26 protein-coding genes are annotated in these 23,985 nt (G+C 66.8%); 12 read left to right on the top strand and 14 right to left on the bottom strand.

The genetic code is table 11. The features are described 5' to 3' along the window. Positions 1–156: 156 nt before the first annotated feature. The 4 genes from fabF to SGR02S_RS09305 all read right to left on the bottom strand — a co-directional run bounded on the left by fabF (position 157) and on the right by SGR02S_RS09305 (position 4,964). On the bottom strand, positions 157–1,419 hold the full coding sequence (gene fabF / locus SGR02S_RS09320) for a beta-ketoacyl-ACP synthase II (protein WP_067108384.1): 1,263 nt from the start codon (positions 1,417–1,419) through the stop codon (positions 157–159). Between the two features lie 169 nt (positions 1,420–1,588). After that, positions 1,589–1,825, bottom strand: a complete 237-nt coding sequence (locus SGR02S_RS09315; protein ID WP_003039428.1) for an acyl carrier protein — start codon at positions 1,823–1,825, stop codon at positions 1,589–1,591. A gap of 271 nt (positions 1,826–2,096) precedes the next feature. Then, positions 2,097–3,854, bottom strand: a complete 1,758-nt coding sequence (locus tag SGR02S_RS09310; RefSeq protein ID WP_067108381.1) for a tetratricopeptide repeat protein — start codon at positions 3,852–3,854, stop codon at positions 2,097–2,099. A gap of 588 nt (positions 3,855–4,442) precedes the next feature. Beyond that, positions 4,443–4,964, bottom strand: a complete 522-nt coding sequence (locus tag SGR02S_RS09305; RefSeq protein WP_158682112.1) for a DUF3617 domain-containing protein — start codon at positions 4,962–4,964, stop codon at positions 4,443–4,445. Between the two features lie 104 nt (positions 4,965–5,068). On the opposite strand from SGR02S_RS09305, the gene uvrB reads away from it, so the two are divergent. The 4 genes from uvrB (at position 5,069) to SGR02S_RS09285 (ending at position 9,587) form a co-directional block, all read left to right on the top strand. Then, positions 5,069–7,255, top strand: a complete 2,187-nt coding sequence (gene uvrB, locus SGR02S_RS09300) for an excinuclease ABC subunit UvrB (RefSeq protein ID WP_067108375.1) — start codon at positions 5,069–5,071, stop codon at positions 7,253–7,255. Positions 7,256–7,373: 118 nt separating this feature from the next. After that, positions 7,374–7,721, top strand: a complete 348-nt coding sequence (locus tag SGR02S_RS09295) for a type II toxin-antitoxin system RelE/ParE family toxin (RefSeq protein ID WP_255211433.1) — start codon at positions 7,374–7,376, stop codon at positions 7,719–7,721. After that, positions 7,696–7,989, top strand: a complete 294-nt coding sequence (locus SGR02S_RS09290; protein ID WP_067108372.1) for an addiction module antidote protein — start codon at positions 7,696–7,698, stop codon at positions 7,987–7,989. The genes SGR02S_RS09295 and SGR02S_RS09290 overlap by 26 nt, the downstream gene beginning before the upstream one ends. A gap of 92 nt (positions 7,990–8,081) precedes the next feature. Further along, positions 8,082–9,587 (top strand): S10 family peptidase, encoded by a 1,506-nt coding sequence (locus tag SGR02S_RS09285; RefSeq protein ID WP_067108369.1) that lies wholly within the window; start codon positions 8,082–8,084, stop codon positions 9,585–9,587. Positions 9,588–9,627: 40 nt separating this feature from the next. Here SGR02S_RS09285 and SGR02S_RS09280 read toward each other — a convergent pair whose 3' ends face one another. Then, the gene (locus tag SGR02S_RS09280; RefSeq protein ID WP_067108365.1) at positions 9,628–10,065 is read right to left on the bottom strand and encodes a hypothetical protein; all 438 of its coding nucleotides are present in this window, start codon (positions 10,063–10,065) and stop codon (positions 9,628–9,630) included. A gap of 85 nt (positions 10,066–10,150) precedes the next feature. On the opposite strand from SGR02S_RS09280, the gene SGR02S_RS09275 reads away from it, so the two are divergent. Next, complete coding sequence (locus SGR02S_RS09275; RefSeq protein ID WP_067108414.1) at positions 10,151–10,852, top strand: NRDE family protein; 702 nt, start codon at positions 10,151–10,153, stop codon at positions 10,850–10,852. A gap of 15 nt (positions 10,853–10,867) precedes the next feature. Here the strand turns inward: SGR02S_RS09275 and infC are convergent, their stop codons facing one another. Then, the gene (gene infC / locus SGR02S_RS09270; RefSeq protein WP_067108361.1) at positions 10,868–11,404 is read right to left on the bottom strand and encodes a translation initiation factor IF-3; all 537 of its coding nucleotides are present in this window, start codon (positions 11,402–11,404) and stop codon (positions 10,868–10,870) included. A gap of 180 nt (positions 11,405–11,584) precedes the next feature. Then, positions 11,585–12,772 carry a penicillin-binding protein activator gene (locus SGR02S_RS09265; protein ID WP_067108411.1) on the bottom strand — a complete coding sequence of 396 codons (1,188 nt, stop codon included), beginning with the start codon at positions 12,770–12,772 and terminating at the stop codon, positions 11,585–11,587. Between the two features lie 10 nt (positions 12,773–12,782). On the opposite strand from SGR02S_RS09265, the gene rsmI reads away from it, so the two are divergent. Genes rsmI through SGR02S_RS09245 form a run of 4 tightly spaced genes read left to right on the top strand, consistent with a single transcriptional unit; the run spans position 12,783 to position 15,647 of the window. Beyond that, positions 12,783–13,643, top strand: a complete 861-nt coding sequence (gene rsmI, locus SGR02S_RS09260; RefSeq protein WP_067108358.1) for a 16S rRNA (cytidine(1402)-2'-O)-methyltransferase — start codon at positions 12,783–12,785, stop codon at positions 13,641–13,643. Continuing rightward, entirely contained in the window at positions 13,640–13,990 is a 351-nt protein-coding gene (locus SGR02S_RS09255; RefSeq protein ID WP_067108355.1) for a YraN family protein, read from the top strand. The genes rsmI and SGR02S_RS09255 overlap by 4 nt, the downstream gene beginning before the upstream one ends. A 43-nt stretch (positions 13,991–14,033) precedes the next feature. Further along, a complete protein-coding gene (gshB, locus tag SGR02S_RS09250) occupies positions 14,034–14,984 on the top strand; it encodes a glutathione synthase (protein WP_067108352.1) in 951 nt (316 codons plus the stop codon). 54 nt (positions 14,985–15,038) lie between these two features. Continuing rightward, positions 15,039–15,647: a DedA family protein gene (locus SGR02S_RS09245; protein ID WP_067108349.1), complete on the top strand. Its 609-nt coding sequence runs from the start codon at positions 15,039–15,041 to the stop codon at positions 15,645–15,647. 7 nt (positions 15,648–15,654) lie between these two features. Here the strand turns inward: SGR02S_RS09245 and SGR02S_RS09240 are convergent, their stop codons facing one another. Genes SGR02S_RS09240 through rph form a run of 5 tightly spaced genes read right to left on the bottom strand, consistent with a single transcriptional unit; the run spans position 15,655 to position 19,701 of the window. Continuing rightward, the gene (locus SGR02S_RS09240) at positions 15,655–16,545 is read right to left on the bottom strand and encodes a tyrosine-type recombinase/integrase (RefSeq protein WP_067108347.1); all 891 of its coding nucleotides are present in this window, start codon (positions 16,543–16,545) and stop codon (positions 15,655–15,657) included. 45 nt (positions 16,546–16,590) lie between these two features. After that, on the bottom strand, positions 16,591–17,736 hold the full coding sequence (gene hemW, locus SGR02S_RS09235; RefSeq protein ID WP_067108344.1) for a radical SAM family heme chaperone HemW: 1,146 nt from the start codon (positions 17,734–17,736) through the stop codon (positions 16,591–16,593). Between the two features lie 31 nt (positions 17,737–17,767). Continuing rightward, a complete protein-coding gene (locus tag SGR02S_RS09230) occupies positions 17,768–18,283 on the bottom strand; it encodes a DUF2239 family protein (RefSeq protein ID WP_067108341.1) in 516 nt (171 codons plus the stop codon). A gap of 58 nt (positions 18,284–18,341) precedes the next feature. Then, positions 18,342–18,983, bottom strand: a complete 642-nt coding sequence (rdgB, locus tag SGR02S_RS09225) for an RdgB/HAM1 family non-canonical purine NTP pyrophosphatase (protein ID WP_067108338.1) — start codon at positions 18,981–18,983, stop codon at positions 18,342–18,344. A gap of 1 nt (position 18,984) precedes the next feature. After that, positions 18,985–19,701, bottom strand: a complete 717-nt coding sequence (gene rph / locus SGR02S_RS09220) for a ribonuclease PH (protein ID WP_067108335.1) — start codon at positions 19,699–19,701, stop codon at positions 18,985–18,987. 107 nt (positions 19,702–19,808) lie between these two features. On the opposite strand from rph, the gene hrcA reads away from it, so the two are divergent. After that, positions 19,809–20,852: a heat-inducible transcriptional repressor HrcA gene (gene hrcA / locus SGR02S_RS09215; RefSeq protein WP_067108332.1), complete on the top strand. Its 1,044-nt coding sequence runs from the start codon at positions 19,809–19,811 to the stop codon at positions 20,850–20,852. A gap of 4 nt (positions 20,853–20,856) precedes the next feature. After that, positions 20,857–21,408 (top strand): nucleotide exchange factor GrpE, encoded by a 552-nt coding sequence (grpE, locus tag SGR02S_RS09210; RefSeq protein WP_067108330.1) that lies wholly within the window; start codon positions 20,857–20,859, stop codon positions 21,406–21,408. A gap of 164 nt (positions 21,409–21,572) precedes the next feature. Here grpE and def read toward each other — a convergent pair whose 3' ends face one another. Beyond that, entirely contained in the window at positions 21,573–22,106 is a 534-nt protein-coding gene (def, locus tag SGR02S_RS09205) for a peptide deformylase (protein ID WP_067108327.1), read from the bottom strand. 31 nt (positions 22,107–22,137) lie between these two features. Continuing rightward, the gene (gene recR, locus SGR02S_RS09200; protein WP_067108324.1) at positions 22,138–22,734 is read right to left on the bottom strand and encodes a recombination mediator RecR; all 597 of its coding nucleotides are present in this window, start codon (positions 22,732–22,734) and stop codon (positions 22,138–22,140) included. Between the two features lie 198 nt (positions 22,735–22,932). Here recR and fmt point away from each other — a divergent pair, with 198 nt between their 5' ends. Further along, positions 22,933–23,853, top strand: a complete 921-nt coding sequence (fmt, locus tag SGR02S_RS09195) for a methionyl-tRNA formyltransferase (protein WP_067108408.1) — start codon at positions 22,933–22,935, stop codon at positions 23,851–23,853. Positions 23,854–23,985: the final 132 nt, after the last annotated feature.

The following is a 23,985-nucleotide window of genomic DNA, read 5'->3' as shown; positions in this document are numbered from 1 at the left end:
CCGTCAGTCCTTACCCGGCGGCCTAAAGCCACAAAAGCCCCGCATGTGCGGTATGCTTTTGTGTCCTCTGCGGCTTTAAACCGGGCCCGGTCGAGCGCACGCGCCTGCTAGAGCATGGCGGCGCAATGTAGGAAAGAGGTTTCAGTCCGGCTCGAGCTACTCCTCGACCGCCTTGACGATCAGGCTGGCGTTGGTGCCGCCGAAGCCGAAGCTGTTGTTGAGCGCGGCGCGCACCGGGCGCTTCCTGGCCTTGTGCGGGACGAGATCGACGCCCTCGGTCCCCTCGTCGGGGTTGTCGAGGTTGAGCGTCGGTGGGACGATCTGGTCGCGGATCGCGAGGATGCAGAAGATCGTCTCGACCGCGCCGGCGCCGCCGAGCAGGTGGCCGATCGCCGACTTGGTCGAGCTCATCGACACGTCGCCGATCGCGTCGCCGAACAGGCGCTTGACCGCGCCGAGTTCGATCGTGTCGGCCATCGTCGAGGTGCCGTGCGCGTTGATATAGTCGATGTCGTCCGGGGTCATACCCGCCTTCTTCAGCGCCATCTCCATCGAGCGATAGGCGCCGAAGCCGTCGGGATGCGGCGCGGTGACGTGATAGGCGTCGCCCGACAGGCCGTAGCCGACCACCTCGGCATAGATTTTCGCGCCGCGCGCCTTCGCATGCTCATATTCCTCGAGCACGACGACGCCCGCGCCCTCGCCCATCACGAAGCCGTCGCGATCCTTGTCATAGGGGCGGCTCGCCTGTTCGGGGCGGTCGTTATAGCTCATGTTGAGCGCGCGCGCCTGCGCGAAGCCGGCGATGCCGATCGGGCAGATCGTCGACTCGGCGCCGCCCGCTAGCATGATGTCGGCGTCGCCGTCCTTGATCATCCGCGCCGCGTCGCCGATGGAATGCGCGCCGGTCGAGCAGGCGGTGACGACGGCATGGTTGGGACCCATCAGCCCGTATTTGATGCTGACCTGACCTGAGATCAGATTGATCAGGCGGCCGTGGACGAAGTGCGGGCTGACGCGGCCGGGGCCCTTTTCGGCGAGCAGCAGGCTCTCGCTCTCGATGCCCGGCAGGCCGCCGATCCCCGACCCGATCGAACAGCCCGCGCGCAGCTTCTGCTCGTCGGTCATCTCGGTCAGGCCGGCGTCCTCGATCGCCTGCCCGGCGGCGTCGATGCCATAAATGATGAAAGGGTCGACCTGGCGCTGCACCTTGTGATCGACGCGCTTCATCGGGTCGAAGCCATATTCGTGATCCGCCGGCTTCACCTCGCACGCGATCGTGCATTTCTGGTCCGACGCGTCGAAGCGGGTGATCGTCCCCGCGCCCGACTTTCCGGCGATCAGATTGGCCCAGCTCGTTTCGACGTCGCCGCCCAGCGGCGTCACCAAACCCAAACCCGTCACCACAACCCGGCGCATAGTCATTCCTTTCGTCGGGCCTCGCCTCTTCGGGGCGCGGCATCATCTTTGTCGGGGCATGCCCAAAAAAAAGGCTTCCCGGCCATGGCGCGCAAGCGCTGGGAGCCGGGAAGCCGGAAACGCGTGGGCGGCGTCGCCGCCGCGTCCGGCCGCGCCGGACCGAACGGGCCTAGCCCTTGTTCGCTTCGATATAGTCGATCGCATCCTTGACGGTGGCGATCTTTTCCGCCGCATCGTCGGGAATCTCGACGCCGAATTCTTCTTCGAACGCCATCACCAGTTCGACGATATCGAGGCTGTCGGCGCCCAGATCGTCGATGAAGCTCGCTTCCTCGGTGACTTTGTCGGCTTCGACGCCCAGATGCTCGACGACGATCTTCTTAACCTTTTCGGCCGAATCGCTCATGCACAGTTCCTTTTTTCTGACTGTCTCGTGAATGTTGGAATTTGCCCTAGTGTCCGTCGGCGGGGCTGGCAAGAGGCTGGCGTCGCGACCGCGGCCATGCGCCGCATCGACACACCGCCCCCCGGACAAGGCGCAGGCCGACCGTCGCCCCCTTTCTGCTGTTCGGCCACCTGTCCCCGGAAATAGAGGGTAGAGCCGCCGGCTTCAAGGACGAACCCACGGCCGATCGCGATGATCATGCCCCCGGAAAGCGATGCGGGCCGTGTTCCGGTCAACCGCGCGGGGTGGCCGACACCACGCCCGAATCGCGCAGCGCCGCCGCAGCGTGCCCGACCACGGCGGGCGTGATCATGAACTGGCCCAGCACCTTTTCGGGCTCGGTGCCCGCCGGCTGCCGCGTATAGGTCAACAGGCGCTGCCAGAGCTGGCGCCCCTCGGCCAGATGGCCTTGCCGCGCCAGGACGATCGACCGCACCACCAGATATTGCGGCTCCATGTTGCTGGGCGACGGCATGCCGTCGAGGATGGCGCGCGCCTCATCGACTTCGCCGCGCTGCGACAGGACGAACGCAAGCGTGACCGCCGGAACCCCCGCATAGCTGGCGTCGAGCGCGAGCGACCGGCGCAGCAGCGCCTCTCCATTGTCGCCGACGCCGCACGTCAGCTTGAACAGCCCGATGAAGCCGGCCATGTCGGGATCATAGGGATTGAGCCTGACCGCGGCATTGCCCATCGCCTCCCCCGCGGCGCAATCGCCGGCATAGAAATGGGCGCGCGTGATCGCGAACAGGCCGGCCGGCGTGTTCGGACCGTTTTCATAGGCGCGCTCGGCCAGCCCGCGCGCCTCGGCGAAGATCGCCTTGCCCTGCGGCGTCCCCCGCTGCGGCCCCCAGTCGCCGAACCGAAGCCAGGACAGCGCATTGAGCAGCACCGGGTCGCGCGGCGCGCGCTCGACCGACGCGCGCAAACAGTCGCCGACCCTGCGCGCGCCTTCGGTGGTACGATTCTGCCGCATCCGGCTGAACTGGGCCAGACAGGGGTAGCCGGGGGCATAATCGTCGGGCTCGCGGCGGAGCTGGTCGCGAACGATCACCCCGTAATCGCCGGCGATCTGGGCGATCGCGGGCTCGAGCTGACCGAATTCGGGCACGTCGCCGTCATTCACCCGCACCTGCATCGACCAGATGGCCCGCTGGTCGGCGACGCGATTGAGCACCAGCGTCACGTCGACCGGTCCTTCGACCGTCCGCACCACCGAACTGTCGAGTCGGTAATCCGCGCGGTCGCGCCGGTCGTCCTCGCGGCTCCGCGCGCTTAGCAGGTCGACGAACTCGAAGCGGCGGATACCGTCGCGCAGCTTGCCGTCAAGCGCGCGCGCCAGCGCCCGCGAAACCGCGCTCTCTCCCGCTTCGGGGGCGCTGATCTCGACCAGCGGCATCGGGTCGATATTGCCCTGGAATACCGCCTGCTGTCCGCGCCAGGCCCACCATCCCGCGAGCGCCGCGAGCACCGACAGAACAAGCACCGCGAGCAGGACAGTGCGGCGTCCGCGCTGCAAGCGCGCCGGGGGCAGCGCGGCGGCTTCGTGCGAAGGCGTCGCGCCCGGGTCGACCGATGCCGCTGCGGACGCTTCCGCAGCATTTTCGGCGGAGCGGGCCGGCGGCGGCGCGGCACGATGCTGGACGACGATTTCATAGCTGCCCTGCGGAACGCGCAGGCGGTGCACCCAAGGCGTATCGGCATAATAGCGGTCGAGCAGGTTACGCAGGCGCCCGACCATGACGCGGGGATAGCTGTCGAGCGAGGGGTCGAAATCGTGGCTGCGCCCCAGCGCCTCGGTCGCGATCTCATAGGCTTTGGGCGCGCTCCGCGCGCCGCGCAGCCGGTGATCGGCCAGATATTGCAGCAATCGCGACAAAACCGGCGAGCGAACGAACAGCGGTGATTCGAGCAGGCGGCGCAGCTCCTGTTCGACGATCCGGTCGCCGGCGTCGCTGCTCTCCGACTCGTTCGTTCCTGTATGATTCATTCTACCCTCGATGCTCCCCGACGAGCTGCTGCGGTAGATACGCCAATCCCAGAGCACGACCAGACACCGTTACGGCCATGTAACGGTAACAGATAGGCCGGAACGCGCCATGCTGAAAATTGGTTCCCGCCAATCCGGCCAAAATCCGGTGAAACAATCTTAGCATTTGGTTATCAAGTAGCGACAACCCGCTACGTGACCCCATGTAACTATCATTTCCCCGTCACCGCTGCCACCTTTCAATCGTCGCGGTGCCCCCCACAACACCGTGGTCTGGTCTGAGACATGTTCTCAGTTCGACGAATTGAAGCCGGTGGGTTGAAGAATGCGAGCTGGTCCCTGGCATTCTTCGCAACGCCTGTCGGCTTCATACACTGAGACTTTGCCGGAGGGGACATAGCCCCACCTGTGTCCCCTCCGGCAGGTCCGCTCTCCCCCCTCATCACCACGATCAGAAGCGTGTCCGGACTTGTCCGGTCCGCGCGCCGTGTCCCGCAATATCGGGCATCGGCGCCAATCCATCATGCGATGAAAGGGCGCCGGCTCGTGCCGACGCCCATGGTGCTGCCGAAACGCTTCGGCTCAGCTTTAGCTTTTCGTCGCGGCGCCGGCCTGACACGGGCCGGTGTGCGTGCTGACCACCTGCATCACCATTTCCATGTCGCCGCCGGTCGGGATCTTGCCCTTGGTCGTGATGGTCACGTCGCTCTTCTTCGCTTCCATCGTTCCGGCCATCGCCATGTCCATCGTCTGGCCGTTGGCGGTGCAGGTGCCCGCGACGTCGATCTTGCCGCCGGCGACATCCTTCTTCGACCATTTGCATTCGCCGCCGTTGCCCGAACCTTCCTTGGCGAGTTCGGCCGCGATATCCTCCTTGTCGACCTGTTCCTGCGTGAAGCACTGGTCCATGCCGCTCGCGCCTTCGACCATCTGCTTCATGCCGGCCTTCATCTCGTCGGGCATGCCGGGGACCTCGAACTTGACCAGCTTGACCTCGGTCTTCCAGTTGCCTGCCTCGCGCTTCACCGGGCCGTCGCTGTTTGCCGACTTGCTGCATCCCGTCACCGCCATGGCAACGCCAAGGGCCGCGATCGTCACAAATTTCCTCATATATTCCATCCTTCTGCTGGATTGGGCGATAACCCCGATGCGATCCATTTGGTTGCCGTCACGCCACGTTGTCGTGGCAGGCAAACGATACCATATTCCTCGTGATGGCAATCCAGATTCGCACCTCGCTCGACGAAATCGACACCAGCGGCGATTATGTCCCGCACCGCCCCGCACGTCCCGACAAGGTCGAGGGCGGCAAGCGCTTCGAACTGGTCAGCGACTATCAGCCCGCCGGCGACCAGCCGACCGCGATCCGCGAACTGGTCGACACCGCGCGCGCGGGCGAGCGCGACCAGGTGCTGCTCGGCGTGACCGGATCGGGCAAGACCTTCACCATGGCCAAGGTGATCGAGGAATTGCAGCGCCCCGCGCTGATCCTTGCGCCGAACAAGATCCTCGCGGCGCAGCTTTATGGCGAGTTCAAGAGCTTCTTCCCGAACAACGCGGTCGAATATTTCGTCAGCTATTACGACTATTACCAGCCCGAAGCCTATGTCCCCCGCTCCGACACCTACATCGAGAAGGAGTCGAGCGTGAACGAGGCGATCGACCGCATGCGCCACTCGGCAACGCGCGCGCTGCTCGAACGCGACGACGTGATCATCGTCGCCTCTGTATCGTGCCTTTACGGCATCGGGTCGGTCGAAACCTATTCGGCGATGATCTTCGACCTCAAGAAAGGGCAGGTCGTCGACAGCGGAGAGATCATCCGCAAGCTGGTGGCGCTGCAATACAAGCGCAACGATCAGGCCTTTTCGCGCGGTAATTTCCGCGTCCGCGGCGACAGCCTCGAAATCTTCCCCTCACACTATGAGGATATGGCCTGGCGCGTCAGCTTCTTCGGCGACGAGATCGAGGAGATCACCGAGTTCGACCCGCTGGCCGGAAAGAAGATCGCCAACCTGAATTATGTCCGCGTCTTCGCCAATTCGCACTATGTGACCCCCGGTCCGACCCTGAAACAGGCGAGCGAGGCGATCCGGCACGAACTGGCCGAACGGCTGAAGGAACTGGAAACCGAAGGACGGCTGCTCGAGGCGCAACGGCTGGAACAGCGCACCAATTTCGACCTCGAGATGATCGCGGCGACCGGAAGCTGCGCGGGAATCGAGAATTACAGCCGCTTCCTGACCGGCCGCCTGCCGGGCGAGCCGCCGCCGACCCTGTTCGAATATCTGCCCGACAACGCGCTGCTGTTCGTCGACGAGAGCCATCAGACGATCCCGCAGATCGGCGCGATGTCGAAGGGCGACCACCGCCGCAAGATCACGCTGGCCGAATATGGCTTCCGCCTCCCCTCCTGCATCGACAACCGGCCGCTGCGCTTCGCCGAATGGGATGCGATGCGGCCGCAGACGGTCAGCGTTTCGGCTACCCCCGGCACATGGGAAATGGACCGTACGCAGGGCGTCTTCGCCGAACAGGTGATCCGTCCCACCGGCCTGATCGATCCGCCGGTGATCATCCGCCCGGTCGAGGAGCAGGTCGACGACCTGATCGCCGAGGCGAAGGCGACCGCGGCGCAAGGATACCGCACCCTCGTCACCACGCTGACAAAGCGGATGGCCGAAGACCTGACCGAATATCTGCACGAGGCGGGGCTGAAGGTCCGCTACATGCACTCGGACGTCGAGACGCTGGAGCGTATCGAGATCATCCGCGACCTGCGGCTCGGCGTGTTCGACGTGCTCGTCGGCATCAACCTGCTGCGCGAGGGGCTCGACATTCCCGAATGCGGGCTGGTCGCGATCCTCGACGCCGACAAGGAGGGCTTCCTGCGCAGCGAGACCAGCCTCGTTCAGACGATCGGCCGCGCGGCGCGCAACGTCGACGGGCGCGTCATCCTCTATGCCGACCGCATCACCGGCAGCATGGAGCGCGCGATGCGCGAGACCGACCGCCGCCGCGAAAAACAGCAGGCGTATAACGCCGAACACGGCATCACGCCGACGACGATCAAGCGCAACATCGGCGACATCATCGCGCATGTCGCCTCGAAGGACCAGGTCACCATCGATCTGGGCGACGACCGGCCCGACCATATGGTCGGCCACAATCTGCGCGCCTATATCGCCGAGCTGGAAAAGAAGATGCGCGACGCCGCCGCCGACCTGGAGTTCGAGGAAGCCGGCCGCCTGCGCGACGAGATCCGCCGGCTGGAGGCCGACGAACTAGGCCTGCCCCCGGACGAACAGGTCGCACCGCGCGTGGGACGCTCGAACGAAGGCAAGCCGGGAACGCGCAAGGGACGCTTCGGGAAGCAGAGCAAGACGAAGTGGGGGCGGTAGGCGATTGAATTGCCGCGCCTGGCGCATGGGTGTCCGCTAGCGGACACCCGTCACGATCCGATCCGAAACTATGAATGAGCGGCGGCCAAGGACGGCAGCGGATCAGGATTGGGTTGACATGAGCGATAATGTCTCGTATAAAGGACAAGTGATCGAAGTTCGGCGAACGCGTCAGTTCGATAAATGGCTCCGCGCTTTACGGGATCGTCGGTCCCTGTTGCGGATTGCCGACAGGCTGAGGCGCTTTGCATCCGGCCATGCGGGCGACACGAAGCCGGTCGGCGATAGTGTGTACGAGTTGAGGCTCGCATTCGGGCCGGGATATCGAATCTATTATATGTGGCGCGATACCACGCTGGTACTTCTGCTGATCGGTGGCGACAAGGATAGTCAGGCGCGCGATATTGCGAAGGCCAAGGAACTGGCAAGGAAAGCAGACAATGGGATTGAAGACGACGCGCTTTGACCCGGCCGACTATATCGAAACGGCCGAGGATATCCGTTTCTACCTCGAAGCAGCGATGGAAGGGAACGACCCCAAGCATATCGCCTGCGCCATCGGCGATGTCGCCCGTTCCAAAGGCATGAGCGAAATCGCTCGCAAAACGGGCCTTGGCCGGCAGGCGCTTTACAATGCGTTGTCGGAAAACGGCAACCCGACACTGGAAACGCTGACCGCCGTGCTGGACGCGCTCGGCCTGCAATTGTCGGTGCAACCCAAAAAGGCCGCCTGACCGCTTCGACAAAAGGACGATCCCCGCCGACGAGCGCCCTTGCTCCCCTCCCGTGCGCTGCCTAGGGTTCGCGCGCAACTGGGGAGAATGAGATGAAATCTGGTCTGTCGCTGATCGCCTTGGCGCTCGCCGTCGCAACACCCGCGATGCTCCATGCCGAGGATGCCCCCGCTGACAAGGTAAAGGCGGAAAAATCCACCGACTATGAGCCGCAGGTCCGTACGACGAAGCTGTCTGGCACGTTCGGGGGGCAGCGCGTCGCCTATGCCGCGACGATCGGCGAAACGATCCTCAAGAACAAGGACGGCGTGCCCGAGGCCGCGATCGTCACCACATCCTATATCAAGGAACCGCGCGACCCCAGCCGCCCGGTGACCTTCCTGTTTAACGGCGGCCCCGGTTCGGGCACCGTGTGGCTGATGATGGGCGCCTTCGGTCCGAAGCGCGTGGCCATCCCCAGCGACGCCCGCGACGACGGCGCCCCGCCCTATCCGATCGTCGACAATCCCGACTCGCTGCTCGACGTCACCGACATCGTGTTCATCGATCCCCCGGGCACTGGCTTTTCGCATCTGATCGGCAATGCCAAGCCCGAGGATTATTACGGCGTGACGCAGGACGCGAAGGCGGTCGCCGAAGTGATCCGCCGCTGGCTGAACGACAACGGCCGCTGGAACAGCCCTAAGTTCCTGGGCGGCGAAAGCTATGGCACGACGCGTTCGGCGGCGGTCGCCAACCAGTTGATGAACGTCACCTACAACGACGTCGGCCTCAACGGCATCATCCTGATCTCGACTGTGCTCGACTTCGCGGCCGGTTCCGACGCGCCGGGCAACGAACTGGGCTTCATCACCAACCTGCCCTCGATGGCCGCAACCGCGCTCTATCACGGCAAGGCGAGCGCATCGTCGGTCGAGCAGTTCGTCGAGGAAGCGCGGCAATGGGCGATCGGTCCCTATGCCGCGGCGCTGCTGAAGGGGCAGAAGCTGCAGGGCGACGAGCGCGCGCAGATCCGCCGCGAGCTTTCGCGCTTCACCGGCCTGTCCGAAACCTTTCTGGAAAATGCCGACCTGCGCGTGACGCCGGGCCGTTTCTACAAGGAATTGCTGCGCGATCGCGGGCTGACCGTCGGACGGCTCGACAGCCGTTATACCGGCCGTGACTACGACAATGCCGGCGAAGAGCCCGACAACGATCCCAGCTTCTATGGCATCGACGCGAGCTATACCGCCGCGATCAACAGCTGGTCGCGCGAGACGCTGGGGTTCAAGACCGACCGCGAATATCAGTCGATCGGCGGCATCGGGCGGCTGTGGGACTGGCGCATCGGCGGGCGCGACACCAACGCCTATCTGAACGTCGCGCCCTATATCGGGCAGGCGCTGCGCGAGAACAGCGGACTGCGCGTGTTCGTCGGACAGGGCTATTACGACTTCGCGACGCCCTTCTTCGCCGCCGAATATTCGCTGTCGCGCACCGGCATCCCGCAGGACCGCGTCGAATATCAATATTATGCCGCGGGACACATGATGTATATCCGCGACGAGGACCGCCACAAGCTGGCGTCCGACATCCGCGCCTTCATCCGCGCGCGGTAAGGAAATGGACAGGGGCGCTTGATCGGCGCCCCTTTTCCGTTCAGCGCAGAACGCCCGCCGCCGCCTGTCGCCGCGCGTAGATGAAGAGCGCGATCGCGACGATCCAGACGATGGCGGAGAAGACCATGGGGAACGTCCCGAACAGGCGCTCCAGATCGCCATAATGCAGCCCGAATTGATAGAAGCTGCTGACCGCAAGCCCGGCCAGCGAGGCGGCGAACGCCGTCACCGCATGCCGGCTGCGCGCGAGCAACAGGATCGACCCCAGCACGGCGCCCCAGACGCCCAGCGCCCAGCCGGCGCTGGCCCATAGCGGAAAGCCGTGGAAATAGGCCTGCTGCTCGGGCGTGAAAGCGCTCAGGTAATCGGCGTTGCGCAGCTTGGTCATCGTATAGTCGAACGCGCCGATGGCGTTCCACAACAGGGTGAGAATGCCGACGATCCACAGATGGAACGGCGCCTTGCCCATTTCGCTCATATCTTCCTCCCTCCCCCGGAAAAGACGGAGCGATATCTATCATGTCCCGCTTGGCAAATCATCACCCAAGCACGATATGGCCGGCATGTGCGTCGTCGCCCTCGCCCGCCACGTCCATCCCGACTGGCCGCTGATCCTTGTCGGCAACCGCGACGAGTTTCATGCGCGGGCCGCCGCGCCGCTCGCGGAATGGGGCGACGGCAGCGGCATCATCGCCGGACGCGACCTGCAGGCGGGCGGAACCTGGCTGGGGGTGCATCCCGCAAGCGGGCGCGTCGTCGTCGTCACCAACGTGCGCGGCGCCCCGCCCGATCCCGGCCGTGAATCGCGCGGCGAACTGGTCGCCGACCTGCTGCGTGGTGACGGGCGCTTCGCCGAACCGCAGTGCGCCGACCTCGACCGCTTCAACGCCTTCAACCTGCTGACGGTCGACCGGGGCGGCGCGCGGCTGCTGACCAACCGGCCGGAACCGCGCGTCGAAAGGCTGACGACGGGAATCCATGCGCTGGCGAACGAGCCGACCGACAGCCCATGTGCGCGGGCGACACGCCTGCGCGCGGCGCTGGCGTCAGCAACCGCGGCGGCGGCCGATCCCGAAACCTTGCTCGACATGCTCGTCGCGGACGACGCCCCGGCGCTGTTCCTGCACGGCGAAGCCTATGGCACGCGCTGTTCGACCCTCGTCGCCATCGCGGCGGACGGACGCGCACATATGGTCGAGCGCCGATACGAAGCGGGCGGCCGCCCCATCGGAACGACCGCCCTCGATTTTCGTACCGGTTTCTGAAGCCGCGGCGTCGGCCTACTTCGGCGCGAGCACCATCAGCATCTGGCGGCCCTCGGTGCGCGGATGCGCCTCGACCTTCGCGATCTCGGCGGTCATTTCGGCTACCTTCTGCAGCACGGCGAGGCCGAGTTGGGTGTGGCTCATCTCGCGGCCGCGGAAGCGCATCGTCATCTTGACCTTGTCGCCCTCGCCCAGGAAGTCGAACACCTTCTTCATCTTCACTTCGAAGTCGTGGTCGTCGATGTTCGGACGCATCTTGATCTCCTTGATCTCCTGCGTCTTCTGCGTCTTGCGGGCGGCATTGGCCTTTTTCTGGGCTTCGTACTTGAACTTGCCCACGTCGAGGAACTTGCACACCGGCGGGTCGGCGTTGGGGGAAACCTCGACCAGGTCGAGGCCGACCTCGGCCGCCTGTTCGATGGCTTCGGCAGTCAGCATTACGCCCAGATTTTCGCCTTCCTCGTCGATCACGCGGACCTTGGGAGAGGCGATGAACTCATTATATCGCGGGCCGTTCTTCGGCGGCATAGGCGCCAGCGGGCGGCGGGTCATGGGCGGGCGTATAGCTGTATCTCCTCACATCATTTCGACAGGCACGCGGGCGCCCATGCGGAACATGGGCGGATGCGCGCACTGTCCATATAGTGAACGGGCGCGCGCCGTAAAGGCCGCGCGTGCCGATCGGGCGACACTTTCCGCCCGACTGTGGCGCCTATGCCACGCCCCGGCGCGTCACCATTTGGCCGGGGCGGGATCGACGACGCGGAAACCGCCGGCGCCGACCTCGCTGACCTCGAGCGCGCGAACCGCGATGCCGCGGTTGTTGAAGCGGAAGATGCCGTCGATGCCGCCGAAACCGTCGGCCGCGAGCAGCCGGTTCACCGGAAAGGCGGTGCCGGGTTTCCAGTCGCGCGCGATGCGCACGGTCAGCAGCACCGAATCATAGCCGAGGCTGGCGAGCCGATAGGGCGCCTTGCCGTAGCGGGCGCGATATTTGGTCGCGAGCTGGCCGTAGAGACCGTCGGAGACGCTGGCGAACCACGCGCCGCGCATCGCGGCGTTGCTGCCGAGCGAGGCGTCGGTGTTCCACAATTCGGTGCCCAATATCTGCTTGCTGCCCGCGCCCTTGACGATCGGCACGGCGCGGATCGCATTACCACCGACATCGGCGATCAGCACCGCGTCCATCGCGCCACCATTGGCGAGCCGCCGCGCCGCGCCGGTCAGCGCCGTCGCGGTGCGATCGTAGGTTTCGACCGCGACCAGCGTCCCCCCGGCTTCGCGCACCGCGTCGCGGAACGCGGCCGCCGCGCGGTCGCCATAGACGTTCTTGGGCACCAGCGCGCCGAAGCGCTGATGCCCCTTGCCGCGCGCGAAGGCGACGACGCGCTCGACCGACTGGCCCGGCACGAAGCCCAGGATGAAGACGCCGTTGCCCGCGACCCCGCTGTCGTTCGAGAAGCTGAGCACGGGCACCTTTGCCGCGCGCGCGACCGGCGCGACCGCGGTGACATCCTCGCTGAGCAGAGGGCCCAGGATCAGGCGATTGCCATCGGCGACCGCCTGCCGCGCCGCCGCCGCGGCGCCGAGCGCCGTGTCGTAGGTGGTGATGCGAACCTTGTCGGCGCGCGTGTCGAGCAGCGCCAGCGTCGTCGCATTGGCGATGGCGGTGCCGACGTCGGCATTCGCCCCCGTCTGCGGCACGAGCAGCGCGACGCGGTGGCGATCGGTGTCGGTCGGCAGGCCGGGGCCCACGGTCTCGTCGGGGTTCTCGGGCGGCGGCGGCGCCGCTGGACCGCCCGATTTGGGCACGACCTGGCAGGCCGCGAGCAAGCCGCCGAGCGCCAGCGTCGCCATTCCACGCAGCAACCTGCGCCGCCGCAACGCATTGTCTTGGCGCTCGACGACGCTTTCTGCCATTTTCGGCGACATGCCGGATTCGACCATTTCTCAATCTCCCTTGCCCGGTCTCTATATCGTGGCGACCCCCATCGGCAACCTCGGCGACATCACGCCGCGCGCTGCGGCGTTGCTTGCCCGCGCCGACGTGATCGCCGCCGAAGACACGCGCGTGACGGCGAAGCTGCTGTCGCACCTGGGTTTGCGCGTTCCGATGACCCCCTATCACGACCATAGCGACGAACGCGCGCGCGCCGCGCTGGTTGCGCGCATGGAAACGGATGTGGTGGCGCTGGTCTCGGACGCGGGCACGCCGCTGATCTCCGATCCAGGGTACAAACTGGTACGCGATGCGCGCGGGGCGGGGCGGCGCGTCACCACCCTGCCCGGCCCCTGCGCCGCGATCGCGGCGATCACCCTGTCGGGCCTGCCGAGCGACCGCTTCCTGTTCGCCGGCTTCCTGCCGTCCAAGGCCAAGGCGCGCGGCGAGGCCATCGCCGAACTCGCCGGGCTGCGCGCGACTTTGGTCTTCTATGAAAGCGGGCCGCGCCTCGCCGCGACGCTCGCCGCGCTGGCCGAGGGACTCGGCAACCGCGCCGCGGCCGTCGCGCGCGAGATCAGCAAATTATACGAGGAATGCATCACCGGCTCGCTCGGCGAACTGGCCGCACGCTATGCCGACGCGCCGCCGAAGGGCGAGATCGTCGTCATGGTCGCGCCGCCCGCCGACGACGCCGTCGAAGAGGCCGACGACGCGGCGGTCGACGATGCGCTGCGCACCGCGCTTGCCGATCAGCCGGTCGCCAAGGCGGCGAAGGCGGTCGCCAAACGCTATCGGCTCGACCGTCACACCATTTATGCCCGCGCGCTGGCGCTGAAGGACGAGGCGTGAACCGCGCGGTCGCCGAAGCGCGCGGCCGCCGCGCCGAAAATCGCGCCGCGTGGTGGCTGCGGCTGCACGGTTGGCGGATATTGGCCCGGCGGCTGCGCGTTCGCGTCGGCGAGGTTGATCTGGTCGCGCGGCGCGGGCGGACGGTCGCCTTCGTCGAGGTCAAGTGGCGCGACCGCGCCGCCGACCTCGACTTCGCGATCGACGCCTGGCGGCTACGCCGCGTCGCGGCGGCGGCGGAAATGCTCGCCCCGCGCTTCTCGCGGCCGGGCGACGCCATCCGTATCGACGTGATGCTGCTTGCGCCGCGGCGTTTGCCTCGCCATCTGGTCCACGTCTGGCAGCCCTGACGCGGCTCGCCTGGAAATTCGGTCGCCCCGGAAGGAGAATGAGATGACCCTGCGCGCCGCCGTGCAAATGGACCCGATGGACGGCATTAACATTGCCGGGGACAGCAGCTTCGCGCTGATGCTGAAGGCGCTCGAACGCGGCCACACCCTCTATCATTACGACGTGCGCGGCCTGACATGGGAAGCGGGACGGCTGACCACTCCGGCCCATCCGGTGCTGGAGGTGAAGCGCGTGAAGGGCGACCATTACCGGTTCGGCGACCCCGTCACCCTCGACCTCGGCCGCGATGTCGATGTCGTGCTGATGCGGCAGGACCCGCCGTTCGACCTCGGCTATCTGACCGGCACCTGGCTGCTCGAGCGCATTCGGGACGAAACGCTGGTGGTCAATGATCCGGTGTCGGTTCGCAACGCGCCCGAAAAGGTGTTCGTGCTCGACTTTCCGCAGTTCATGCCGCCGACGATGGTCACGCGCGACCTGAACGCGGTGAAGGATTTCCACGCGCGGCACGGCGCGCTGGTGATCAAGCCGCTGCACGGCAACGGCGGCAAGGCGGTGTTCCGCATCGACGAGGCGGGCACCAATCTGGGCGCGCTGGTCGAACTGTTCGGACAGGTCTGGCCCGAACCCTTCATGGTGCAGCAGTTCCTGCCGAGCGTCAGCGAGGGCGACAAGCGCATCGTCCTGATCGACGGCGAGGTCGCGGGCGCGATCAACCGCAAGGCGGGCGAAGGCGAATTCCGCGCCAACCTGGCGGTCGGCGGCTATGCCGAAGCGGCGGCGCTGACCCCGCGCGAAGAGGAAATCTGCGCCGCGCTCGCTCCCGCGCTCCGGGAACGCGGGCTGATCTTCGTCGGCATCGACGTGATCGGCGGCGAATGGCTGACCGAGATCAACGTCACCTCGCCCACCGGCATCGTCGCGATCGACAAGTTCAACAACAGCGACACCGTGGGGATGATCTGGGACGCGATCGAGCGGCGGATCGGGTGACGGGTTCGATGACAGACGCGGATCGAACCACCCTCCCCTCGCGTTAAGCCCCGCATGACCGATTTCATTCTCGATCTGATCCAGACGTGGGGCTATTTCGGCATCTTCGTCCTGATGCTCCTCGAAAACGTCTTTCCGCCGATCCCGTCCGAGGTGATCATGGGGCTGGGCGGCGTCGCGGCCGCGCAGGGGCGCTTCGATTTCTGGACGCTCGTCGCGGTCGCCGTCGCAGGGACGACCGCGGGCAACTGGGTATGGTACGCGATCGGCCGCTGGATCGGCTATGAGCGGCTGAAGCCCTTCATCGACCGCCACGGCCGCTGGCTGACACTCGACTGGCGCGAGGTCGAGCGGCTGCACGCGGGCTTCCTGAAATATGGTCCCGGCATCGTCTTCGCGGCGCGCTTCATGCCCGTCGCGCGGACGATGGTGTCGCTGCCCGCGGGCATGGTGCGGATGAACCAGGCGAAATTCCTGCTGTGGACCGCCGCCGGATCGACGATCTGGATCGCCGCGCTGGCGGGCGCCGGGCAATGGTTCGGCAAGCGCTTCGCCGCGATCGAGCAGCTGGTCGGGCCGCTCGCGCTGATCGCGATCGGAACATTGATCCTGTTCTACCTCTGGCGCGTCGTCACCTGGAAGCCGCAGCGGCCCGGCGACTGAACGCCGGTCAGGCGCGCGGGTGCGCGTTGCGGTAGATGTCGAGCAGGTGCGCGGCGTCAACCGCGGTATAGACCTGCGTCGAAGCGAGGCTCGCGTGGCCGAGCAGTTCCTGCAACGACCGCAGGTCGGCGCCGCCGGCAAGCAGGTGCGTCGCGAAGCTGTGGCGCAGCGCGTGCGGCGTCGTGCGCTCCGGAAACCCGAGAGCGCGGCGCGCCGACCGCACGCTCGCGCGCACGACGCCGGGCTGGAGCGGGCCGCCGCGCGCACCGAGAAACAGCGGCGTCTCTTTCGCGATCGGCCATGGGCAGGCCTCGACGTAACGCGCCACCGCGGCGGCAACCGCGGGCAGGATCGGCACGATCCGCGTCTTGCCGCGCTTGCCGGTGACGCGCAGCGTCTCGCCGAGCGGGAGCGCGGCGCCGGTCAGCGACAGCGCTTCGCCGATGCGTAGCCCGGCGCCATAGAGCAGCAGCAGCAGCGCGAAATCGCGCGCGCCCGTCCAGCCCTGCCGGGCATTATCCTCCACCTCGTGCGCAAGATCGAGCGCCTGGTCGGGCGCGACGGGGCGCGGCAACCCCTTGCGGACGCGCGGGCCGCGCATCTGCGGCACGCTGGCATTCGAGCCGCCGACGAAGCGCAGGAAGGTGCGGATGGCGGAGAGTTCGCGCGCGGCCGACGCATTGCCCAGCCCCCCGGCGCGGCGCGCGGCCAGATAGGCGCGCAGGTCGCCGGCGGACAGCGACCGCAGCATCGCCGCATCGACCCCACCGCCGCGATGCTCCATCAGGAAGGCGCAGAAACGCTCGGCCGTCGCGACATAGGCGCGGCGCGTATGCTCCGACCGGCGCCTTTCGTGCGCCAGATGGGCGTGCCAGTCGCGGATGATGTCCTGCGGCAAATCCGTCCCTCTCGTTCCGTTCGTGTCGAGCGGATACCGTGAGGATTAGTCGGTTTTCACCACCTCCGAAAGGATGGAGTCGAGCAGCAATATCCCGGCGTCGGTGACCGCCAGTTGATCGCTCTCCTGCACCAAAAGCCCCTGTCCCGCCAGTCGCGCCACCGCCCCGGCATCGACGAAGGCATCGCGTGCCAGCCCGCTGCGCGCCTCGACGCGCGTCAGGTCGACGCCCTCGGTCAGGCGCAGGCCCATCAGCATCGCCTCGGTCGCGCGCTCGTGCAGCGGCAGGTCGATTTCGACCTTCAGGCCGTGGCCGTTGCGCGCGACGGCGGACAGGAAATTCTCGGGCTTGCGGTGCCGCTCGGTCGCCTGCGCAAGTCGCCGCCCGTGCGCGCCGGGGCCGATGCCGGCATAATCGCCATAGCGCCAATAGGTCAGGTTGTGCCGGCTCTCCTCGCCGCGGCGCGCGTGGTTCGACACTTCGTAGCGCGGCAGGTCGGCCGCGCGCGTCGTCGCCTGCGTCGCGTCGAACAGATCGGCGGCAGCATCGCCGTCGGGGATGACGAGATCGCCCTTCGCCGCGAGGGTAGCGAAGCGCGTCCCCGGCTCGATCGTCAGCTGATAGAGCGACAGATGGCCGGTGCCGAACGCCAGCGCCTCGGCAAGCTCCACCTCCCACGCGGCGAGCGACTGGCCGGGACGCGCATAGATGAGGTCGAAACTGACGCGCGCGAAATACGCCTGCGCCGCGGCGATCGCCCGCCGCGCCTCGTCGCCGCTATGCGCCCGGCCCAGAAATTCAAGGATTTGCGGGTCGAAGCTTTGAACCCCGATCGACACACGATTGACCCCGGCGGCGGCGAGCGCGGCGAAATTGGCGACCTCGACCGAATTGGGATTCGCCTCCAGCGTGATCTCGCAATCGTCGGTCAGCCCCCATGCCGCGTCCGCCGCCGCGATCACCGCCGCGACCGTCTGCGGCGGTATCAGGCTGGGGGTGCCGCCGCCGAAGAAGATCGACGAAACCTTGCGACCCGGCAGCAGCGCCGCCTCGTGCCGCAGGTCGGCGAGCAACGCGTCGCGCCATGCCACTTGATCGACGCGCTCGCGAACATGGCTGTTGAAGTCGCAATAGGGGCATTTCGACACGCAGAACGGCCAGTGGACATAAAGGGCGAGCGGTTCGGCCATGGGGAGCGATATAGGGCGCGGCGCGCGAATGTCAGCCGGCGATCAGGCGCCGGATATGATCGCGCACATCGTCCGGCCACTCCGCGATCAGACTGTCGAACGCCGCGCTATCGTCGCGGTACAGCGCGCGCAGCGCCTCTTCATAGCCCGGCAGGTTGCCGCACATATGGCTCATGAAATGATAGGCGGCATCCTTGCGCTTGCGACCGTCACCGGGCGCCCGGCTCGCAGCCTCGACCAGTCGGCGCAGCGCGGCGGAGGCGCCGCCGGGCTGTTCCGCCAGCCAGTCCCAATGCCGCGGCAGCAGCGTCACCTCGCGCGCCTTGACGCCGAGTCTCGGGCGACCCACCGACGATGCCGGCGCGGTCGTCGCGGCGTCCCAATAGTCGAGGTCGACCGGCTTGCCGGTCGCATCGTCGAAAACGAGGATCGCGCCGAGGTCGCCCGGATAGCGCTCCTCCAGCCGTTGCCGGACGATCATGCGCGACCCCGATACGAGTGATGTGGCGCCAAGGAAGGCGGTTACGGTTTGAATATCTTGTTGCATGCCGGCCGATTACACCCGGATAAAATTGGAGTCAATAATATCCGGGTAAAATAAGCGATCAGCCGAAAACACCCGCCACCAGCTTCGCAAACGCATCGGCGCGGTGGCTGATCGCGTGCTTCTCGGTCGGGTCTATTTCCGCATAGGTCTGTGGCTTGCCGGACGGAACGAAGACCGGGTCATAACCAAAGCCCAGCGTGCCGCGCGGCGGCCAGGTCAGGCTGCCCTGCGCGCGCCCCTCGAAAACCTCGGCATGACCGTCGGGCCAGGCGAGCGCGAGGGTGCAGACGAAGCAGGCGCTGCGGTCGACCCCCGGCCCCTGTTCGGCGAGCAGCCCCTCGACCTTGCCCATTGCCATATACCAGTCGCGGCCGGCCCAATCTTTTCCCGGCTCGCCCTCGAACCATTGGCGTTCGGCCCAGTCGGCGGTGTAGACGCCCGGCCGGCCGCCGAGCGCCGCGACCTCGAGCCCGCTGTCGTCGGCAAGCGCCGGCAGGCCCGCGGCGGAGGCGCTGGCGTGCGCCTTGAGCAGCGCATTCTCGGCGAAGGTCGTGCCTGTCTCGGCCGGCTCGGGCAGGCCGAGGTCGCCCGCCGACACCGGATCGATGCCATAAGGGTCGAGCAATGCCCGGATTTCGCGCACCTTGCCCGCATTATGGCTGGCGATGACGAGTTTGCCGGGAGCGAGCTTTCGGGTCACATCAGCGCCCCACCGCCTTCGCCTGCGCTGCGAAAATCTCGGTGCAGCCGATGCGGGCGAGGCGGAGCAGGCGCAGCAGGCCTTCCTCGTCATAGGTCGCGCCCTCGGCGCTCGCCTGCACCTCGACGATCTGCCCCTTGCCGGTGAGCACGAAATTGCCGTCGGCCCCCGCGGTCGAATCCTCGTCATAGTCGAGGTCGAGCACCGCGGTGCCGTTGTGGATGCCGCACGAGACGGCGGCGACCTTGTCCTCGATCGGGTCCTCGGCGATCGCCTTGGCGGCGAGAAGCTTGTCGACCGCGAGGCGCAGCGCGACCCACGCGCCGCTGATCGCCGCGGTGCGCGTCCCGCCATCAGCCTGGATCACGTCGCAGTCGAGGACGATCTGCCGCTCGCCGAGCTTCTTCATATCGACGACGGCGCGCAGGCTGCGCCCGATAAGCCGCTGAATTTCCTGCGTGCGGCCCGACTGCTTGCCCTTCGCCGCCTCGCGGCTGCCGCGCGTGTGGGTGGCGCGGGGAAGCATGCCATATTCGGCGGTCACCCACCCCTGCCCCTTGCCGCGCAGGAAGGGCGGCACCTTTTCCTCGACGCTGGCGGTCACCAGCACCTTGGTGTTGCCGAAAGCGACGAGGACGCTGCCCTCGGCGTGGATGGTGAAGTCGGTTTCGATCGCGATGGGGCGCATCTGGTCGGGCGCGCGGCCGGAAGGGCGCATGTCGTCTGTCTCCTCGTGAAGCTGTGCCGGCGCTTAGCCGCGTTGACGATCCGGCGCCACCCCCGCAATGCTTGCCCCCGCCCCGCCCCATCCCTAAATCTGCTTCCATGACCACGCCGCCGATCATCGAACTGACCACGCGCGCACGCGACGTGTTCCGGCTGGTGGTCGATGCCTATCTGGAGACCGGCCAGCCGGTCGGATCGCGCACGCTGTCGAAACTCGCGACGCTCAACCTGTCGCCCGCCTCGATCCGCAACGTGATGCAGGACCTCGAGGAACTCGGCCTGCTCGCCAGCCCGCACACCAGCGCCGGGCGCCTGCCCACCGAGCAGGGGCTGCGCCTGTTCGTCGACGGGATGATGCAGGTCGCCGAACCGTCAGCCGAGGATCGCGCGCAGATCGAGGCGAGCCTCGCCGAGGGCGGGCCGATCGAAAGCGCGCTCGCGCACGCGACCGCCGCGCTGTCGGGCCTGTCGGCCTGCGCCGGGCTGGTGCTGGTTCCGAAGCACGAGCGGGTGCTGAAGCAGGTCGCCTTCGTCCCCATGTCCGACGAGCAGGCGCTCGTCGTCCTGGTTGCAGCCGACGGGACGGTGGAGAATCGCGTCATCGCGATCCCGCCCGGCCTTCAACCCTCGACGCTGGTCGAGGCGGGCAATTATGTGTCGGCGATGCTCGCCGGCCTGACCCTGGCCGAGGCGCAGACCCGCGTGCGACGCGAACTGGAGGCCGAACGCATCGCGATCGACCGCGCCGCCGCCGACCTGGTGTCGCGCGGGCTGGCCATCTGGTCGGTCGACGGCGCCGACCGGCCGGTGCTGATCGTGCGCGGTCAGGCGAATCTGCTCGACGAAAGCGCGGTCGGCGACCTCGACCGCGTGCGCCAGCTGCTCGATGAACTGGAGACGAAGCAGGACATCGCGCATCTACTCGACAGCGCGCGCGAGGGCAGCGCGACGCGTATTTTCATCGGGTCGGAGAACAAGCTCTTTTCGCTGTCGGGTTCGTCGGTTATCGCCGCGCCCTATCATGGCAGCGACGGACGCGTCGTCGGCGTCGTCGGGGTAATCGGCCCGACACGCTTGAACTATGCGCGCATCGTACCCATGGTGGACTTTACCGCACAATCGCTCTCCAGACTGATACGATAGGGTTATGACGAACATCGAAAACGATACGCCAGTCGAAGACGGCCAGACCGAAGACGCCGCCGCCATCGAAACCCCGGCCGCAGAGCCGCAGGACGAGACGGCAAAGCTCGCCGAACAGCTTGCCGCGGTGCAGCAGGACCTGCTCTATGCGCGCGCCGAAACGCAGAATGTGCGCCGCCGCGCCGAAAAGGAGGTCGCCGACGCGCACGCCTATGCCGCGACCAAGTTCGCGCGCGACATATTGTCGGTCGCCGACAATCTGGGTCGCGCGCTGGCCGCGGTCAGCCCGCAGCAGCGCGAGGACGAGACGTTCAAGGCGTTCGTCGCCGGGCTGGAAGCGACCGAGCGCGAGTTGATGGGCGTCTTCGAACGCCACGGCATCACGCGCATCGCCGCGATCGGCCTGCCGCTCGATCCGAACCAGCATCAGGCGATGCTCGAAGTGCCGAGCGACAAGGAGCCGGGCACGATCGTGCAGGAAATGCAGGCGGGCTATATGATGAAGGATCGCCTGCTGCGCCCCGCGATGGTCGGCGTGGCGAAGAAGGCGGATTGACGAAAACCCTCTCCCCTTGGGGGAGAGGGATGCGCAGCCTTGGCAACTCGTTGCCTGGGCGAAGCTGGGTGAGGGTTCAGGCGCTGGCGTAATAGCCCTCACCCGCTGCGACTAGCGAACAAGTTCGCAAGCCTCGCCGCCCTCTCCCCAAGGGGAGAGGGGAATTATGCCGCCTTGCGCATCTTCGCGAGCTTCTTCAGCACCATCTCGCGCTTCAGCCGCGACAGATGGTCGATGAAGAGAATGCCCTCCAGATGGTCGTGCTCGTGCTGGATGCACGTCGCCATCAGGCCGGTCATGCGTTCCTTGTGCGGCTGGCCGTCGGCGTCCTGCCATTCGACCGTCACCTCGGCGGGGCGCGTCACCTCGGCATATTGCTCGGGGACCGACAGGCAGCCTTCCTGATAGACGCTGTGCTCCTCCGAAAAGTCGGAGAAGACCGGGTTGATGAAGACGCGGGGGTCGCGAATCACCCGCTTCCCCTCTTCATCCTCGGGATCGGGTTCCTGAAGATCGATCACCAGGATGCGCTTCGGCACGCCGACCTGGATCGCGGCCAGCCCGATGCCGGGGGCGTCGTACATCGTCTCGAACATGTCGGCGATCAGCGTCTTCAGCTCGGCGTCGAACGTCTCGACGGGCTTCGAAATGACGCGCAGCCGCGGATCGGGGGTCTCTATGATGGGTAGCAGGGCCATGGGCGGGAGGTATGAACTCGCGGGCCCGCCGTCAACCCACCGGCCGCCGCGCGCGAAGAGCCTGCGCGAGCGTCCCTTCGTCGAGATAATCGAGCTCGCCGCCGACCGGCAGGCCGTGCGCGAGCTGGGTCAGGCGCACCGGAAATGATTCGAGACGTTCGGCGAGATAATGCGCGGTCGTCTGCCCCTCCAGCGTCGCGTTCATCGCCAACACCACCTCGTCGATGCCGCCCGCCGCGACGCGGGCGACGAGTGCGTCGATGCTCAGATCCTGCGGCCGCACGCCTTCGAGCGCCGACAGACGGCCGCCGAGGACATGATATTTGCCGGGGAAGAGCCGCGCCTTGTCGAGCGCCCATAGGTCCGACACCTCCTCGACCACGCACAGGCTGCGTGCGTCGCGGCGCGGGTCGGCGCAGATCGCGCAGGGATCGTGCGTATCGACATTGCCGCAGACGGTGCAGGTGACGAGCCGTTCGGACACGGTCTGGAGCGCGGCGAGCAGCGGCGCGAAGGCGCTTTCGCGTTTCTTCATCAGGTGCAGCACCGCGCGCCGTGCCGACCGCGGCCCGAGGCCGGGAAGCCGGGCGAGTTGCTGGACGAGGGCTTCGATTTCGGTGGAGGCCATGGGTGTGGTGGTAGTGGGTGTGCAATCGGTGCACAATCCATATGCATAAATCCACCACGTGTGTCCCCGCGAAGGCGGGGACCCAGAGCGTTCGGAACCAACGTCACCTCTTGATCCTCTGGATCCCCGCCTTCGCGGGGACACATGCAGGCAGAGCAGGGTTGAATGTATCGCCTGCCTCCGCCAATGCCCGCAACCATGCGCATCGCCTTCATGGGAACGCCGCCCTTCGCGGTGCCGACGCTCGCCGCTCTGCACGCGGCGGGGCACGAGGTTGTAGCAGTCTACACCCAGCCGCCGCGCCCCGCACGGCGCGGGAAGAAGGTGCAGCGCAGCGCCGTACACGACTGGGCCGAGGCGCACGGCCTGCCCGTCCGCACGCCGAAAAACCTGAAGAACGCCGAGGAGCAGGCAGCGTTCGCGGCGCTCGACCTCGATGTCGCGGTGGTCGCCGCCTATGGCCTGATCCTGCCGCAGGCGGTGCTCGATACGCCGCGCGCCGGGTGTCTCAACGTCCATGGCTCGATCCTGCCGCGCTGGCGCGGCGCGGCGCCGGTGCAGCGCGCGATCCTGGCGGGCGATGCCGAGACCGGGGTGACGATCATGCAGATGGACGCCGGGCTCGACACGGGTGCGATACGACTGATCGGACGCACTCCGGTCGATGGCAAGACGGCGGGCAAACTGACCGCGGAACTGGCGGCGATGGGCGCCCGGCTGATGGTGAAGGTGCTGGGCGATCTCGATGCTTTTGCGCCCCAACCGCAACCCAATGCGGGCGCGACCTATGCCGCCAAGATCGACAAGAGCGAGGCGCGGCTCGATTTCCTGACCAGCGCGGTGCAGGTCGAACGGCAGATTCGCGCGTTCAACCCCGTCCCCGGCGCCTTTTTCGAACTCGACGACGAACGGTACAAGCTGCTCGCCGCCGAGGTCGTGCATCCGGCCGACACGATTCCGGGCGCGACGCCGGGCGTCACGCTCGACGAGGCGCTGACCGTCGCCTGCAACCCCGGCGCGATCCGCGCGACGCGAGTGCAGCGCGCGGGCAAGCCGGCGATGGACGCCGCCGAATTGCTGCGCGGGCGCCCGATCGCGAAGGGGGTGCGGCTGGCATGAAAGCGACCTCACTCCCTCGCCACCCCGGACCTGATCCGGGATCCCGCTGCCGGGCGGCGCATAGCGGGACCCCGGATCAAGTCGGCATATATACCCCTCAGGCAAGTGGTGAGCTGTTCCCCGGCGAAAGCC

This window comes from Sphingopyxis granuli NBRC 100800 (genome assembly GCF_001591045.1).
In the GTDB taxonomy this organism is placed as follows: Bacteria; Pseudomonadota; Alphaproteobacteria; order Sphingomonadales; family Sphingomonadaceae; genus Sphingopyxis; species Sphingopyxis granuli.
The sequence above is the reverse complement of the archived record's forward strand: the minus strand, read 5'-3'. Positions and strand labels throughout refer to the sequence as shown.

Excerpts from the sequence above, each read along its gene's own strand:
- SGR02S_RS09230 (WP_067108341.1), bottom strand. The coding sequence starts at position 18,283 with ATGCAACAAGATATTCAAACCGTAACCGCCTTCCTTGGCGCCACATCA.
- infC (WP_067108361.1), bottom strand. The coding sequence starts at position 11,404 with ATGACCCGCCGCCCGCTGGCGCCTATGCCGCCGAAGAACGGCCCGCGA.
- fmt (WP_067108408.1), top strand. The coding sequence starts at position 22,933 with ATGCGCATCGCCTTCATGGGAACGCCGCCCTTCGCGGTGCCGACGCTC.
- SGR02S_RS09315 (WP_003039428.1), bottom strand. The coding sequence starts at position 1,825 with ATGAGCGATTCGGCCGAAAAGGTTAAGAAGATCGTCGTCGAGCATCTG.
- gshB (WP_067108352.1), top strand. The coding sequence starts at position 14,034 with ATGACCCTGCGCGCCGCCGTGCAAATGGACCCGATGGACGGCATTAAC.
- hrcA (WP_067108332.1), top strand. The coding sequence starts at position 19,809 with ATGACCACGCCGCCGATCATCGAACTGACCACGCGCGCACGCGACGTG.
- SGR02S_RS09305 (WP_158682112.1), bottom strand. The coding sequence starts at position 4,964 with ATGAGGAAATTTGTGACGATCGCGGCCCTTGGCGTTGCCATGGCGGTG.
- SGR02S_RS09290 (WP_067108372.1), top strand. The coding sequence starts at position 7,696 with ATGGGATTGAAGACGACGCGCTTTGACCCGGCCGACTATATCGAAACG.
- SGR02S_RS09295 (WP_255211433.1), top strand. The coding sequence starts at position 7,374 with ATGAGCGATAATGTCTCGTATAAAGGACAAGTGATCGAAGTTCGGCGA.
- uvrB (WP_067108375.1), top strand. The coding sequence starts at position 5,069 with ATGGCAATCCAGATTCGCACCTCGCTCGACGAAATCGACACCAGCGGC.
- SGR02S_RS09310 (WP_067108381.1), bottom strand. The coding sequence starts at position 3,854 with ATGAATCATACAGGAACGAACGAGTCGGAGAGCAGCGACGCCGGCGAC.
- rsmI (WP_067108358.1), top strand. The coding sequence starts at position 12,783 with ATGCCGGATTCGACCATTTCTCAATCTCCCTTGCCCGGTCTCTATATC.
- SGR02S_RS09285 (WP_067108369.1), top strand. The coding sequence starts at position 8,082 with ATGAAATCTGGTCTGTCGCTGATCGCCTTGGCGCTCGCCGTCGCAACA.
- SGR02S_RS09280 (WP_067108365.1), bottom strand. The coding sequence starts at position 10,065 with ATGAGCGAAATGGGCAAGGCGCCGTTCCATCTGTGGATCGTCGGCATT.
- fabF (WP_067108384.1), bottom strand. The coding sequence starts at position 1,419 with ATGCGCCGGGTTGTGGTGACGGGTTTGGGTTTGGTGACGCCGCTGGGC.
- rph (WP_067108335.1), bottom strand. The coding sequence starts at position 19,701 with ATGCGCCCTTCCGGCCGCGCGCCCGACCAGATGCGCCCCATCGCGATC.
- SGR02S_RS09245 (WP_067108349.1), top strand. The coding sequence starts at position 15,039 with ATGACCGATTTCATTCTCGATCTGATCCAGACGTGGGGCTATTTCGGC.
- grpE (WP_067108330.1), top strand. The coding sequence starts at position 20,857 with ATGACGAACATCGAAAACGATACGCCAGTCGAAGACGGCCAGACCGAA.
- SGR02S_RS09275 (WP_067108414.1), top strand. The coding sequence starts at position 10,151 with ATGTGCGTCGTCGCCCTCGCCCGCCACGTCCATCCCGACTGGCCGCTG.
- recR (WP_067108324.1), bottom strand. The coding sequence starts at position 22,734 with ATGGCCTCCACCGAAATCGAAGCCCTCGTCCAGCAACTCGCCCGGCTT.
- SGR02S_RS09265 (WP_067108411.1), bottom strand. The coding sequence starts at position 12,772 with ATGGCAGAAAGCGTCGTCGAGCGCCAAGACAATGCGTTGCGGCGGCGC.
- hemW (WP_067108344.1), bottom strand. The coding sequence starts at position 17,736 with ATGGCCGAACCGCTCGCCCTTTATGTCCACTGGCCGTTCTGCGTGTCG.
- def (WP_067108327.1), bottom strand. The coding sequence starts at position 22,106 with ATGGCCCTGCTACCCATCATAGAGACCCCCGATCCGCGGCTGCGCGTC.